13 protein-coding genes, 1 pseudogene and 1 riboswitch are annotated in these 13671 nt (G+C 62.7%); of the genes and pseudogenes, 12 read left to right on the top strand and 2 right to left on the bottom strand.

From position 1 onward, the window contains the following. Positions 1 to 224: 224 nt before the first annotated feature. Complete coding sequence (locus BAUR9175_RS18665) at positions 225 to 644, bottom strand: DUF6597 domain-containing transcriptional factor (RefSeq protein ID WP_146000928.1); 420 nt, start codon at positions 642 to 644, stop codon at positions 225 to 227. Positions 645 to 757: 113 nt separating this feature from the next. On the opposite strand from BAUR9175_RS18665, the gene BAUR9175_RS18660 reads away from it, so the two are divergent. The 7 genes and pseudogenes from BAUR9175_RS18660 (at position 758) to BAUR9175_RS18630 (ending at position 7923) form a co-directional block, all read left to right on the top strand. Further along, on the top strand, positions 758 to 1330 hold the full coding sequence (locus tag BAUR9175_RS18660) for an HAD domain-containing protein (protein WP_069599334.1): 573 nt from the start codon (positions 758 to 760) through the stop codon (positions 1328 to 1330). Then, positions 1327 to 2127 carry a glutamate racemase gene (locus BAUR9175_RS18655; protein WP_096162459.1) on the top strand — a complete coding sequence of 267 codons (801 nt, stop codon included), beginning with the start codon at positions 1327 to 1329 and terminating at the stop codon, positions 2125 to 2127. Before BAUR9175_RS18660 ends, BAUR9175_RS18655 begins: the two co-directional genes overlap by 4 nt. Before the next feature lie 154 nt (positions 2128 to 2281). Next, entirely contained in the window at positions 2282 to 3307 is a 1026-nt protein-coding gene (locus BAUR9175_RS18650; protein ID WP_096167906.1) for a slipin family protein, read from the top strand. 47 nt (positions 3308 to 3354) lie between these two features. Further along, positions 3355 to 3951 carry an HdeD family acid-resistance protein gene (locus tag BAUR9175_RS18645; RefSeq protein ID WP_096177676.1) on the top strand — a complete coding sequence of 199 codons (597 nt, stop codon included), beginning with the start codon at positions 3355 to 3357 and terminating at the stop codon, positions 3949 to 3951. Positions 3952 to 4343: 392 nt separating this feature from the next. Further along, a pseudogene (erm, locus tag BAUR9175_RS18640) lies at positions 4344 to 5096 on the top strand (23S ribosomal RNA methyltransferase Erm); the annotation flags it as partial. A 617-nt stretch (positions 5097 to 5713) separates the two neighbouring features. Further along, positions 5714 to 7216, top strand: a complete 1503-nt coding sequence (locus BAUR9175_RS18635; protein ID WP_096162463.1) for an inorganic phosphate transporter — start codon at positions 5714 to 5716, stop codon at positions 7214 to 7216. Positions 7217 to 7342: 126 nt separating this feature from the next. Continuing rightward, positions 7343 to 7454, top strand: a riboswitch (SAM riboswitch). 34 nt (positions 7455 to 7488) lie between these two features. Beyond that, positions 7489 to 7923, top strand: coding sequence for a hypothetical protein (locus BAUR9175_RS18630; RefSeq protein WP_096162464.1), 435 nt, complete (start codon positions 7489 to 7491; stop codon positions 7921 to 7923). A 54-nt stretch (positions 7924 to 7977) separates the two neighbouring features. On the opposite strand, the gene BAUR9175_RS18625 is transcribed toward BAUR9175_RS18630, so the two are convergent. Further along, positions 7978 to 8658: a metal-dependent transcriptional regulator gene (locus tag BAUR9175_RS18625; RefSeq protein WP_096162465.1), complete on the bottom strand. Its 681-nt coding sequence runs from the start codon at positions 8656 to 8658 to the stop codon at positions 7978 to 7980. Positions 8659 to 8744: 86 nt separating this feature from the next. On the opposite strand from BAUR9175_RS18625, the gene BAUR9175_RS18620 reads away from it, so the two are divergent. From BAUR9175_RS18620 to BAUR9175_RS18600, 5 genes are all read left to right on the top strand, one after another. Then, positions 8745 to 9419 carry a hypothetical protein gene (locus BAUR9175_RS18620; protein WP_096162466.1) on the top strand — a complete coding sequence of 225 codons (675 nt, stop codon included), beginning with the start codon at positions 8745 to 8747 and terminating at the stop codon, positions 9417 to 9419. A 98-nt stretch (positions 9420 to 9517) separates the two neighbouring features. Further along, positions 9518 to 10588, top strand: a complete 1071-nt coding sequence (locus tag BAUR9175_RS18615) for a hypothetical protein (protein ID WP_133067133.1) — start codon at positions 9518 to 9520, stop codon at positions 10586 to 10588. Positions 10589 to 10735: 147 nt separating this feature from the next. Continuing rightward, positions 10736 to 11818, top strand: coding sequence for a DUF4229 domain-containing protein (locus tag BAUR9175_RS18610; protein ID WP_101584922.1), 1083 nt, complete (start codon positions 10736 to 10738; stop codon positions 11816 to 11818). A gap of 71 nt (positions 11819 to 11889) precedes the next feature. Further along, on the top strand, positions 11890 to 13014 hold the full coding sequence (locus BAUR9175_RS18605; protein WP_141322708.1) for a hypothetical protein: 1125 nt from the start codon (positions 11890 to 11892) through the stop codon (positions 13012 to 13014). A gap of 174 nt (positions 13015 to 13188) precedes the next feature. Then, entirely contained in the window at positions 13189 to 13554 is a 366-nt protein-coding gene (locus BAUR9175_RS18600; protein WP_257944378.1) for a BCCT family transporter, read from the top strand. Positions 13555 to 13671 lie beyond the last annotated feature (117 nt).

Genomic DNA, 13671 nt, shown 5'->3' with positions numbered 1-13671 from the left:
GAGACGGTGGCCGTGGGCGACGGAATTCGCACGACTCTGGCACGCGGCTCTGAGCCCACCTACACGATCATTGTCCTGACCGATTCGCTCCTGCTCGAGCACGACGCCGCAGGGTCTGGAGGAGACCTTGGGAAACATTTGTGGAAGAGACCGGTGAGAGACCGGGACACTACTTCCTGCCCTCACGTCATGTTCGCACTCGAACCCGAACGAACCGCCAAGAATCAACCGAATCGGTGGATCAAGGCTAAGGCTCTGCGTCCGATCACCGCATCGAGCGGGGTGACCTGGTCGACGAGTTCGGCTGCCGAGGTCGCCAGCAGCTGCGGGAGCACACCGGGGTCGAACCGCAGGCCCACGATCGGCTCTGCAACGGCCGGCACCGACGCGCTGCCAGTTGCTTCTCCGTGAGTCGAGGGAGCACTGAACGTGCGGGCGCTGGAGTCTGCTCCGGCGATGACGACCCTGGAATCGATGACGATGAGGTCCATACAACCGTCGGGCACGATCACGGACGCCGCTGGTGCGATGGTCGCGGGCGGGACCCGCACGGCCACCTCGGCGAGGTCAGACGATGGGGTGCCATCCGGGGTCGAGGTCCACAGTGCGGCGCGCAGTCGGGGAATGCGCATCTCCGTATACACGGGGTGCTCGTCCTTCTTCAGTTTCGAGCGGTATTCTTGCAATTCATCGGCCCACCCAGGCCGACGCCGTCTGCTCTCAGACTAGCCGGTACGCGACTCCCCAGGAAGGAACAATGGCAGCTGCATCCCCCTCGCCGACATCAGCACGTCGGCAGGCACGGCATGTCACTGTCTTCCTCGACGTCGACGGGGTCCTCAACTCCTACCCCGTGCCCAAGCTGCGCATCATGGCCGAGGGACGCAAGAAACTCCAGGCCTGGCATTACGAACTCCACTACAAACCCGCGGTCATCGCCTTCTTCGACCGCCTCGTCGAGACCCACGAGGTCGACATCGTGTGGCTCTCCACCTGGTCGGAGCGGTGCAAAACGGAGTTGGAGCCGAAGTTCGGTCTGCGCAACTCCTTCGAGGTCATCGAGATGCCCGATGAGACCCATAATCGGTATGCCAACGATCCGCACCTGTGGTGGAAGGCCCGGGCCATGGAGGATTGGCTGGCTGAGCATGAACATGGTCGGGCCGTGTGGATCGATGATGACCTCGCTGCCCCGGCCACGCGCGACTACTTCGTCGAGCACTATTCGTCGAACCGTCTCAAGCTCATTGCTCCGAAGTTCGCACAGGGTCTGACGAAGGCGCACCTGAAGGAGATCAAGGAATTCGCCTACCCGAAAGAGGATTCATGACGCGTATCGGCCTGCTCGATTCCGGACTCGGGCTGCTCGGCACCGCCGATGCCCTCTTCCATCTGGCGCCTCATGCGGATCTGGTTCTCGCCATGGACCCGGATTTCACCCCGTATGGCAGCCTCAGCCCGGAAGCACTCGAAGCCAGGGCCTTGAATTCGGCCGCAGTGCTCGCCGAGTGGGACCCCGATGCCATCGTCATCGCCTGCAACACCGCCTCCGTCCAAGCACTCGAGGCCGTCCGCGCCCGTTATGAACCCGACATTCCCGTCATCGGCACCGTTCCAGCGGTGAAGATGGCGGCCGGGACAGGGCAGGATTTCGCCATCTGGGCGACCCCTGCGACGACCGGCAGCGCCTACCAGCAGAACCTCATCGACACCTTCGCCTCCGAGGTCACCGTGTCAAAGGTGGCCTGCCCGGGCCTCGCCGAGGCGATCAACGACGCTGATCTGCCCACCATCGACGCCGCAATCGACGCCGCACTGAACCAGATGGATCCCGGCATGGAGACCATCGTGCTCGGATGCACCCACTACGGCCTGGTCGCCGAACGGATCATGGCCGCCCGGGCCGGGGCGATCACGCTCTTCGACTCCCCGATTCCGGTGGCGAAGCAGACTCTGCGCAGAATCGGCGTCGAAGCTCACGGCGTGAGCCCGAATCAGCCCGATACCGGCGAGGTCATCGCCACCTATGCCTCGGGGCGGCCCATCAATCTGCCGCAGTCCCTTGCCGCCTACCCCGCAGGCAAGCGCCTGCTGGCTCGGGAACGGGCAACAGCACCGACGCGCTGAGGCGCTCACGGCTGTTCTGTCGAACCGCTGAACTGTTCGCGCCCTCCTTGAGTCACGCCCAGGAGTCGGATCGATATTTTCGCCGAGGCGGGTCTTTTCTGCCCATGCAGGCGTAGCGTTGAAAGGACAGTCAATCGTCTGAGGAGGCGGTTCGATGTTCCTCCTAATTCTGATCTTTGGTCTGATCGCGCTCGGTGCCATCGGCCTCGGAAACAGTCTGAAGATCGTCAAACAGTACGAGCGCGGTGTCGTGTTTCGTCTCGGTCGAGTCATTGATGAGCCCAAGCGCCCCGGGATGACAGCCATCGTCCCGTTCGTGGACCGGATGGAGAAGGTCAACCTGCAGATCATCACCATGCCGATCCCTGCCCAGGAAGGCATCACCCGTGACAATGTCACCGTCCGGGTCGACGCGGTCATCTACTTCAAGGTCGTTGATCCCAGACGTGCCATCATCGATGTCGAGAACTATCAGCTCGCCGTCGGACAGGTAGCGCAGACGTCCCTGCGCTCGATCATCGGCCAGAGCGAACTCGACGATCTGCTCACGAATCGGGAGCGGCTGAACCAGGGTCTGGCCATTATGATCGACAGCCCCGCCGTCGATTGGGGTGTCCATATCGACCGGGTCGAGATCAAGGACGTGGCCCTGCCGGAGTCGATGAAGCGATCGATGTCGCGTCAGGCCGAGGCCGAACGTGAGCGCCGTTCACGCGTGATCATCGCCGACGGCGAATTCCAGGCCTCGAACAAGCTCGCCCAGGCCGCAAGTGCGATGGCCGGTACACCCGCAGCCCTGCAGCTGCGTCTCCTCCAGACCATCGTCGAAGTCGCCTCCGAGAAGAACTCGACACTGGTCCTGCCCTTCCCCGTCGAGCTGCTGCGCTTTCTCGAAGGCAACACCCCGAAGGCGACGACCTCAGCCGAGGACGTCCCCGCGGGGACGACGAGCACCGACAGCACCACCTCGGCGGCAACCCCCTCGTTGAGCGCCACCTTCGGAGCCAAGGACACCGGCCATTCGCTGGATGATCTCAGCGGGATGGTCCGTGCTCTCTCCGATTCGATGCGGCTGAACGAGACGATGCACCTGCCCCCGTCGATCAAGCTGCCCGGCGGCGAGAACGACACGACCTCCTCGGCGAGCAGAGCCCCGAAGGACAACCGGGCGCCCGCGTAGCTGGCGGTGTTCAGCGAGCTACCATCCCGAGTGACTACGCTTGAGGCATGGACCTGAAACGCACCAGCAGATCAGTTATCGTCAACGGCGTCATCGCGATTCTCGTCGGGCTCCTGATGATGGTCTGGCCCGGCACCAGCGCCGAGGTGGTCGTGCGCATCTTCGCCATCTGGCTGGCCGTCATCGCCGTTTCCTCCTTCGTCCTGGCACCGAAGGGCACACGTTCGGGAAGCCTGGTGGCTCGCTCGGTGCTGCTGATTCTGCTGGGGGCGCTCATCTTCTTCTCCCCCATGTTCTTCGCGGCTTTCGTCACCATCTTGACCGGGTTCGCGGTCATCTTCTTCAGCTTCCTCGCTGTGACCGTGTCCCTGTTCATTCGCCGCCTGGGTGTGCGGATGTGGTGGGCACTCACAGCCATCGGCGCCCTCGGCATCGTCCTCGGATTCTTCTTCCTCTTCGCCCCCGACGCCGGCGTCACTGCACTCATCTTCACTCTCGCAGGCTTCATCGTCCTCGTCGGCATCGCGCTGGTCGCACTCGGCTGGCGCTTGCGCAAAACCGCTCAGGCCATTCGGCAGGATCCCCACCGCAGGCCCCCGGAGAACGGCGGCGGCGACGTCATCAGCGGCGAGATCATCGAATAGGTCACGGCCACCTCGGCGAGTTCAGCCACTCGTCCCGGTTTCGGTCGGATTCGGCTCAAACCGTGGAAAACGGCAAGGTCGCGTGCTAGCTTATTGAGCATGGGAACATTAAATCGCAGCGCAATGACAGCGCTGAGCTTCTACTTTCGTGATCGCCGCGCCTGACGGCGCGCTCGATTCACATTCTGTGATCCACTGACCTCATCGAGGCACCGGCACCGACAGACCACTGACGGATCTGTCGCAGCCGAGCCGATCGAGCAGGATCTGTAGCGGCGCGCTGTCGACCCGGACGATCATCAGCATCCGGGGCGAAGCCGCAATTCACTGACATACGTCACTGCGCATTGCGCTGCCTTGGGTGCCCCCTTCTTCATTTCCGGAGCGCACCCTTGCGAACCCATTCATCATTCGGCGGCCGGCACGAGCTCGGCCAGAATTTCCTGCACTCACACTCAACTCTGCACACGATCGCGGAGCTGACCCGCGCCACCACCGGCCCCATCCTGGAGATCGGGCCCGGCACCGGCGCGGTGACTGCCCAGCTGTACAAACTCGGCAGGCCGCTCACGCTCGTGGAACTCGACGAGACGAGGATCAGTCACCTTGAACACACATTCCCGCGCGCCCAGGTCAAGCACGCCGATGTCCTGAAATCCCGGCTCGACCAGTCGGTGATCGTCGGTAGCCTGCCCTTCCACCTGACCACGCCCATTCTGCGCAGACTGCTGCGCGCCAGGAAATGGCAGAACGCGATTCTGCTCACCCAATGGGAGGTCGCCCGCAAACGCGCCGGAGTCGGCGGCTCGACCATGATGACCGCCCAATGGGCACCTTGGTACGACTTCCGACTCATCGACCGCGTACCTGCCCACGCATTCACACCGAAGCCCAGCGTCGACGGTGGACTCCTCACCATCGATCGCCTCACAGCCAGCCTCGTGCCTGAGAGGCACAGGTCGGATTACCAGCAGTTCGTCCGAAACGCCTTCACCGGACGCGGACGTGGAATGAAAGGAATCCTCACCACGATGAACCTCACCGACCGCACCACACTGCAATCGACCATGGACCGCAATGACGTCAGAGGAGACACCTTGCCACGAGACCTTGAACCCCAGCAGTGGGCCGGACTGTATTCGGCGCTGCGCACAACTGAGAACCCATCGGCTGCACAGAAGCAGAGCAGGAAATCACGAGAGAAGGGAAACACCATGCGAAACGACAAAGGAACCGAGAAACCGGTGATCACGGGCGAAATGCCGATCATCGGCGCCGACCAGGCAAACAAGAAGCTCGAGGCGCAGATCCCTGGCCTCGACACCGATGCCACGGCGAAGAGCCATGACAAGGGACATCTGCAGGCCGAGCGCGGCTATATGCCACAGCACGGCAAGCCGTCCCAGCCGCAACCACGGTGGAACCTGCCTCGACGCCAGGGCTGAGGCTGAGGGTCAACCTCGGGGCTTATCCGCACACGCGGGCACGATTCGTTCGTGCCCGCGTGTCCATCATCACAGGTCAATATCTTCCTACTCTCCCGTACCAGACTCACTGCCACCAAACGCTGACCCCATAGCATCTGACCTGGAATTTCACGTGAACACCAGGGAAACTACATCTATTGTGCATCTGATGTTCGTGACCTGCGTGCGGTGTGTTCACCTTCCATTCACCTGCTCCTTAACCTTGCGGACATTTGGAGTGAGAATCATGGGCATCAGCCGGAAACACACCTCATGATCCTCGCAAGGAGACACGCATGCCCCAGGTCCTGGCCCCAGAGACCTTCACGCCGACGCAGACCGTCGGTCGTAGCAATGATCGCCTCTGGCACCTCGCCTTCGGCCTGCTGCTTGCGGGCAGTCTCATCGCCTTCACTCTGTGGTCGTTCGGCTATGTCGGCCAGGGCGCACCGCGCATGGTGCTCATCACGACAGTCATCTTCGGCGCATTCATGGCCTTCAACATCGGCGGCAACGATGTGGCCAACGCCTTCGGCACCTCGGTGGGCGCCGGCACACTGACGATGAAGCAGGCCCTCCTCGTCGCAGCCGTGTTCGAGGTCAGCGGTGCACTGCTGGCCGGTGGCGAGGTCACCGACACCATCAAGAGCGGGATCGTCGACCTCAATGCGGTCTCCCTCAACCCGATGGATTTCGTCTACATCATGATGGCGGCCCTCCTCGGCGCCGCAGTCTGGCTGCTGATCGCCACCCGCATGGGCTGGCCGGTCTCGACCACCCACTCGATCATCGGCGGCATCATCGGCGCCTCCCTGACGATCGGCTTCGTCACCGGCACCGGCGGCTTCGCCATGGTGCAGTGGTCAGAGGTCGGCATGATCGCGATCTCCTGGGTCCTCTCCCCCGCACTCGGCGCCATCGTCGCCTTCCTCATCTACGGGGCGATCAAGAAGTACGTCCTCGGCGATGCCCTGTCACAGACCCTGAAGCCCCACATGCTGTCGTCGACAAGCGGTGACAATCAGGCGGCAGAGGCGGAGATGGGCCTCGAAAGCGACCCGTCAGCGACGACAGCTTCCACGGTCGGTTCACACTCCACGCTGCAGCGCTGGGTTCCGCTCATCGCGGCCGGCGGTGCCATCATCCTCACCGCGATGCTCCTGTTCAAAGGCCTGAAGAATCTTGACGTGACGGTCGGCCCCATCGGCGGCACCCTCCTCATGGCGATGATCGGCCTCGCCGTGTGGATGGCAGTGTTCGTCTTCGCCAAGACCCTGCGCAAGCAGACAGTGCCCCGAGCGACCTTCATCCTCTTCTCCTGGATGCAGGTGTTCACCGCCTCCGCATTCGCTTTCAGCCACGGATCCAACGACATCGCGAACGCCATCGGGCCCTTCGCCGCCGTCCTCGACGTCCTCAAGACCGGCACCATCGACTCCGAAGCGACCGTTCCCTTCGCCGCCATGCTCACCTGCGGCATCGCCCTCGTTGCCGGCCTCTGGTTCATCGGCCGCAAGGTCATCGCCACGGTCGGAACCAAGCTCACGGAGATCCACCCGGCCTCCGGCTTCGCCGCCGAGCTTGCCGCTGCCGGAGTCGTGATGGCTGCCTCGATCAGCGGCCTGCCCGTCTCCTCAACCCACATCCTCATCGGCGCGATCATCGGCGTGGGACTGGTCAACCGCTCGGCGAACTGGAAGCTGATGAGGCCGATCGCCATGGCCTGGATCATCACCCTGCCAGCCGCCGCAAGCATCGGTGCCATCGGCGTTCTCAGTCTGCGCACGTTCTTCAGCTAAGACACATTCGTTCACCTCTTCGGCCCGGACCAGCATCTGATGCATTGGTCCGGGCCGAAGTGCGTTTCGACCGGAACAGACCTCATCGAAGCTCGTGTCAGCCGCTGCGGATAGAATCATTCATACGTTCACGAGTCGTGGCCATCGGTACCTGGCCGGCCACGCGGCAACCCGTCATCGACCGGGTGCCCCAGGGATAGAACGGGTCAGCGCCACACGGCGTTGGCAAGATTCGATCCGGGCGCGCTGCGCCCGAGGAAGTTGGTTTCACCGTGTCCGCATCTTCTGGAAATCACTGGCCGGGATTCACTGACGAAGAGGCCCTCATCTGGGGTCGAGTCCTTCTCCTGCACTCTCCTCATCCGCAGAATGCCACCATCAAGAACTTCATCAACAACACACTCAAGGCCGGGCGAATCGTTAGCTCCGAGAGCTGGGTCAAGGTTGCCACCGCGGCCCGCAACTGCGGTTTCACCCCGGATCTCTACCTAACGGTATTCGACTCCCTTCAGTCGATCGACTCTGATGTACACCCGGCACATCCTGCCCATCGACGGCACACACATCCCAATCATGTGCCCGGAGTCCCCTTCGAACCGGAACTATGGGCGGACGTACCGCGGCTCGTGATCGAAGAGGGATACAGCCCGGCGGCCTCGGCAGAACTCGCTCTCTACTTCGCGGACTCGAGATACGCAGAGCGTTAGGCAGATCTGACTGGCGTTGGGGAGATCCGAGGGCGTTAGTCCGGGTGGTCCGCCTCAGCGCTGAGCCAGATACACCGCCGTGGCGACCGCTCGGTCGATCTCGACTGCTTCGCCGTCGATCGTGACCGTTGCAGTCGAGGGGTCGGCAGCTGGCGCACGACCTTCGTCCACAACTTCAACCTGGGCACCCGGGACCACTCCCACCTCGGCGAGGTGGGCCAGCGCTTCGGGGTCCGCGTCCGAGACCCGGATGACCGTGTAGGACCCAGGGCCCGCCTCGGCGAGGATCAGGGAAGAGGCGTGGGACTCGACCTGCCCATCGGGACCCGGTATCGGATCACCGTGGGGGTCAGTCTTGGGGCGGCCGAGGAAGACGTCGATGCGGTCGACGAGTCGGTCGGAGGCTGCATGCTCGAGGATCTCCGCTTCGTCGTGGACCTCATCCCAGCCGTATCCCAGGGATTCGACGAGGAAGGTCTCGAGCAGGCGATGCCGACGCACCATCGACACGGCGATCGTCTCGCCCTTCGCGGTCAGCACGGGCGGGCGGTAGGGGACGCGGACGATGAGGTCGAGCTCGTCGAGGCGTTTGAGCACCTCGGTGACATTGGCCTTCGTGGTGCCGAAGCGGTTCGCGAGCTCGGTCGCGGTCATCGGTGTTCCGCCCCATTCCTGAGCCGACCAGATCGCTTTGAGGTAGTCCTGGCTGACCTCGGACACTTCACCTGCACGCATGCAGTCAGCGTAGCCGATGGGATCGGAAGCAGTCCTCGTCTACAGTCGAGTCTGAGACCTGAGCAGACCCAGCGGAGCAGACGATCATGACCATGCACCTCGGACGCACCATCACCACCGGTGTGATCACCGCCGGACTGCTCATCGGTCTCTTTGCTGTGATGAATGCCGGACAGCCGCTGAGATCTGACGACAACGCCGACCCGTCGAATGCACCCGGTCTGGCGTTCGGTCTGCTCGGGCTGCTATCGGTGTTCTCCGTCGCGGTCTCGTTCGGGCGCCGGTCCGCGATGCACGAGCGGCAGCAACGTGAAGGGTCGGGACCTACGTTCCAGACCGTGCTCCACGAGTATTCGCTGTCTGGGATTCTGGTGATGGGCCCGGTCCAGGGAGTCTGCTTGTCTCTGGCAATGCTGGTCTGCCGCAGCTTCGCCGTCGACACGGGCACACCGGGTTCCATGTGGGCTGAATTCCTCTCCGGTCCCCTGCCCTGCCTCGCGGTCTTCGCAGCGGCATGGGCGAGTACGAACATCGGGCTCGCGTATTTATCTTTGGCCATGCTCGTCCGAAAGATCGTGGTTCTGTCGATCCTGGGTCTCCTCCTCTTCGTCGCACTCGGCGTCGGCATCATGATGGCGTTCGGATGGCTGGAGGCGGCCAACCCCCTCGCCGGTTTACTCGTCGCCAGCCTCACTCTGCTGGTCACGATTCCTCTGCTCATCGGTGTGCGGAAACTGGCTCTGGTCATGGGCACAGACTGACCACGAGACGAATCTGGAACATCCTTCGACTGCGAGTGCAGTCCAGGCCTGCAAGAATTGTCGGTATGAGGATGAGAACGCATAAATTGAGCACCACGTTGTTGTATGCAGTAGTTCTCGCGCTATTCATGCTGGTCATCTTCGCCCTCACAAACGCCGGGATCGACCCTCGAGCCAACCGTCTTGTCGGAGACTTCGATCCCAAAGGCGCAGCCACGGTGTGCTTCGGTCTGCTCGGTCTCTACCACTCCGTAGCGATCATCTTCTTCGACGAGGATGACTCGCCGAAATCCTCCGAAACCCCGCCCGACCCGAATATCCCCCGACCACCCGATTCGTACACCGGCTTCATTCGCCAGGCCTGGTACAAGGTGCTGTCCGTGGGGCCGATCTTCGCGTTCTTCTGTTCAGCCTCCGTCTTCATCTGGCACTCATTCGCCGAATACCCGGGAACTCCAGGAACGGTCTGGGGCGACTACGCCACTTCGGTGACCCCCGCGCTCACTCTCTTCCTCTTGTGCTGGGCCTGCACCAATATCGGGCTCATGTTCGCCGCCATCGCCGAGGCCTTCAACCGTGACGTTCGAGGCCTCTTCATCGCTGCCATGATCGTGATGTTCCTCGTCGCCATCGGCAACACCTTCGGACTCATATTCCTCGTTGACCAGCCGACGGGCTCGGCACTGATATTGGCCCTCATCATTTTTCCGTTGAGCCTGCTCGCCCTCATCGGTGCCCGCTTATTGGCGATCGTGAGAGTCAATCGCTACGACGCGGCCCATCCACACGGCAGCTCCTCGAAACCACGCCGCTCCCAGAAGCAGCGGCGCCCTCAGGGGCCTCCGCCGCAGGACATGCTCGAGCGCGGTGAGCGGCTGCTCATGCACTTTCGCAGCGACCACACCCCAGAACCGCAGATGCTCATCGCCACGACCACCAGATTCGTCCGCGCCTCGATCATCCGAACCGATCGGACCTTCGTCCTCGAGCAGGCCAGTCCCAGTCAGCTGGTCGGCGCCAGCTCACAGCGCGAGGGGCACGATCTCGTGACCATCGCCCACTTCCGTGATCGTCAGGACATGCGCGTTCTCGGCGGCAATCCCGAACAGTCCCAATCCTTCGCCGAGGCGGTCACCCGCCTTGCACGCACGGGACAGGTCCGCCGCTGACGCGACGAGCTGAGCCGACGGAGCACACCAGCCTGAGCGTGACGAGCTGGGCTGAGCGCGACACAGATCTGGAACATTCCTGCATCGTCTGCGACGACCGCAGCTGTAAGACTGCAGAGCATGAGGTTAAGAACACACAAATTCTTCATGACAGTGGTCTACGGCGTCGTACTCACTGTCCTCGCGCTGATCGCCTTCTCCACGATCAACGCCGGTATCGATCTTCTGATGGTCAACGACGGAAACATCGACCCCAAGTACGCGGCTATCGTGGGGTTCGGAATCCTCGGCCTCGTCCACTCCATTGCCATCTACTTCTTCACCGACGATGATGCTATCGCCGCGGATGGAGGCTGGGCCGAACTCACAATCCCCGATTCGGCCACGGGCTTCATCCGGCAGGCGGGGTATCGGGTGTTCTCTGTGGGACCGGTCTTCGCGGTCTTCGCCGCAACCTCGATCTTCATCTGGCATGCGATCGCCGCCGTCCCGGGAGAGCCTGGAACAGTCTGGGGAGACTACGGATCCTCGCCGTCGCCTGCCCTCATCGTCTTCCTCTCCTGCTGGAGTGCCGTCAACATCGGTTTCACATTTGCCTCCTGCGCCGAGGCATTCCATCGCGACCTGTTCGCACTCTTCGTCACGATCCTCGTCGCCATGGCCTTCGTCGGCCTCGGAATCACAGTCGGCTTCCTGTTCCTTCCGGCGCAATCGACCGGCAGTGCTCTGATCAGCGTTGTCATCGCATTCCCTGTGAGTCTGTTCGCCCTGGTCGGGGCCCGTGCGTGGGCGAAGGTTCGTGTGGCTCGCTGGGACGCAGCCGATCCTCGCCAGCTGCAGCATCTGCAACCTCGGTGGGACGGCATCGATCCCTCGACTCCGGGATCTCCCTACCCCGGTGGGCCACCGTTCGATATGCTCCGCCGCGGAGAAAAGCTGCTCATGCACTTCAAGAGTGAACGCACACCGGAACCCCAGCTCCTCATCGTCACGAACCAGAGGGTCGTCCGCGCCTCGATCCTCGGTTCTGACAGGACCTTCATCCTCGATCAGACCGAGCCCGGGCAACTGTCGGGAGTCACCTCACAACGCGTGGGACACGACCTGATGACGACTGCGCACTTCCACGACCGTTCGGACGTGCAGGTCGTCGGCGGAGACCCCGCACAGTCCCGGGCCTTCGCCGTAGCCGTCGCCCGGCTCGCACGTACCGGCAAGGTCCGCCGCTGACCGCAGCGAACGGTGCGAATCTGGAACACCCTCCGACTGCGGGCGCAGTGCGCACCTGCAAGAATTGCGGCATGAGGCGCAGACGACATGATTTCAGAACGACGGTGGTCTACGCGATCGGGCTCGCGGGCATCGCGACGGCGGTCTTCTTCATGATCAATGCCGGGATCAATCCTCGAGCGCGTCCCCCTGGCCTCGACGACGTCAATCCGAGTACAGCCACTTCGGGGAGCTTCATGGTTCTCGGCGCCTTTCACGTGATCGCGATCCTCTTCTACGTCGAGGACGATACGCCGAAGAAGGACCGTGCAGCCACAGACCCGCACGATTCCAAGAAGCCAGATTCGTTCACCGGCTTCATCCGGCAGCCCTGGTACAAGGTGCTCTCAGTGGGACCGATCTCCGCTGCCTTCTGCGCAGCCTCGATATTCATCTGGCACTCGTTCGCCAAGTTTCCGGGAAGTCCGGGAACGGTGTGGGGCGACTACTCGACGTCGCCAGCGTCTGCCCTCACCGTCTTCCTCCTGTGCTGGGCCAGCACCAATATCGGATTCACATTCGCCTCCATCTGCGAGGCGTTCAATCGTGACCTGTTCGGTCTCACCATCCTGTCGGGGGTCATCATGGCCATCCTCGCCCTCGTAATCGGCCTCGGCTTCACAGACCTCCCGAAACAGCCGACCGAATCGGCATTGACCATGGCCGCAATCGCCCTGCCGTTGACCCTGCTCACCGTCATCGGAGTCCGCGCCTGGGCCGTCGCCCGGGTTGCTCGCATCGACGCGAACCGTCCCAGGCCGAGCACTCAGGAAACACAGCGTTCGACAAAGTCCGGATCCGACCATCATCATCGACCTGCCCCAGGTCAGCCGCCGTTCGACATGCTCCGAGACGGTGAGAGAGTGCTCATGCATTTCAACAGCGAACGAAGCCCGCAATCTCAGCTCCTCATCGCCACAGATCAGAGATTCGTCCGCGCCTCGATCCTCGGATCCGACCGGACCTCGGTCCTCGATCAGGCCAGCCCCAGCCAACTGACGGGAGCCAGTTCGCGACGTGTGGGCCGGGACCTGATGACAACTGCCCACTTCCGTGACCGCCAGGACATGCAGGTCATCGGCGGTGACCCCGAGCACTCCCGCGAATTCGCCGAGGCGGTCACCCGGCTCGCACAAACCGGGCAGATCCGCAGCTGAACACCAGGCCGTCACAGCCCCTTCCTCGCCTCCGCTGCATACCGACACGGCGCACCGAACCGTAACGACCGCACCCTGAAAACAGGGGGCGGATTCTCTGGCAAAACACCGAGAGCCTAAGATAGATCGGTGCCCAATGCGGGTCAGTCCAGATTTTCCGACCGGAGGTAATGCGTGCAGGATCCCAACGACGGGAAGATGAAACGGCCGATCGTCGAGCGTGAGCGCTTCGGCGGAACCGACAGGCCAAGCCGAGACATCGACCCTGAGAAGCGCCCTCCGATCTCCAGCACGGAGATGAGCCGCGGCCCCGCGGAACTCACGGACGAACGGGGATCTCGGGTCAATTGGAAGGTCTTCATCATCTCCTCGGCGGTGATCCTCGGCTTCTCGATCTGGGCGATGCTCATGCCCGACTTCGCACAGACCACGATGAAGTCGATCGTCGACTGGATCGCGACGAACCTCGGCTGGTACTACGTACTGACGGTCACCGTCGTCATCGCCTTCGTCCTCTGGGTCGCCCTGTCTAAGCCTTGATCCACCGATTCGCTTGATGGCAAGGGGCTCACTCGGATTCGAGTGCGAACGCGGCGCGAGGGCAGGAAGTAGTGTCCCGGTCTCTCACCGGTCTCTTCCACATAGATGATTCCCCGG

The organism is Brevibacterium aurantiacum, assembly GCF_900169065.1.
GTDB lineage: Bacteria > Actinomycetota > Actinomycetes > Actinomycetales > Brevibacteriaceae > Brevibacterium > Brevibacterium aurantiacum.
This window is presented reverse-complemented; position numbering and strand designations above follow the sequence as displayed.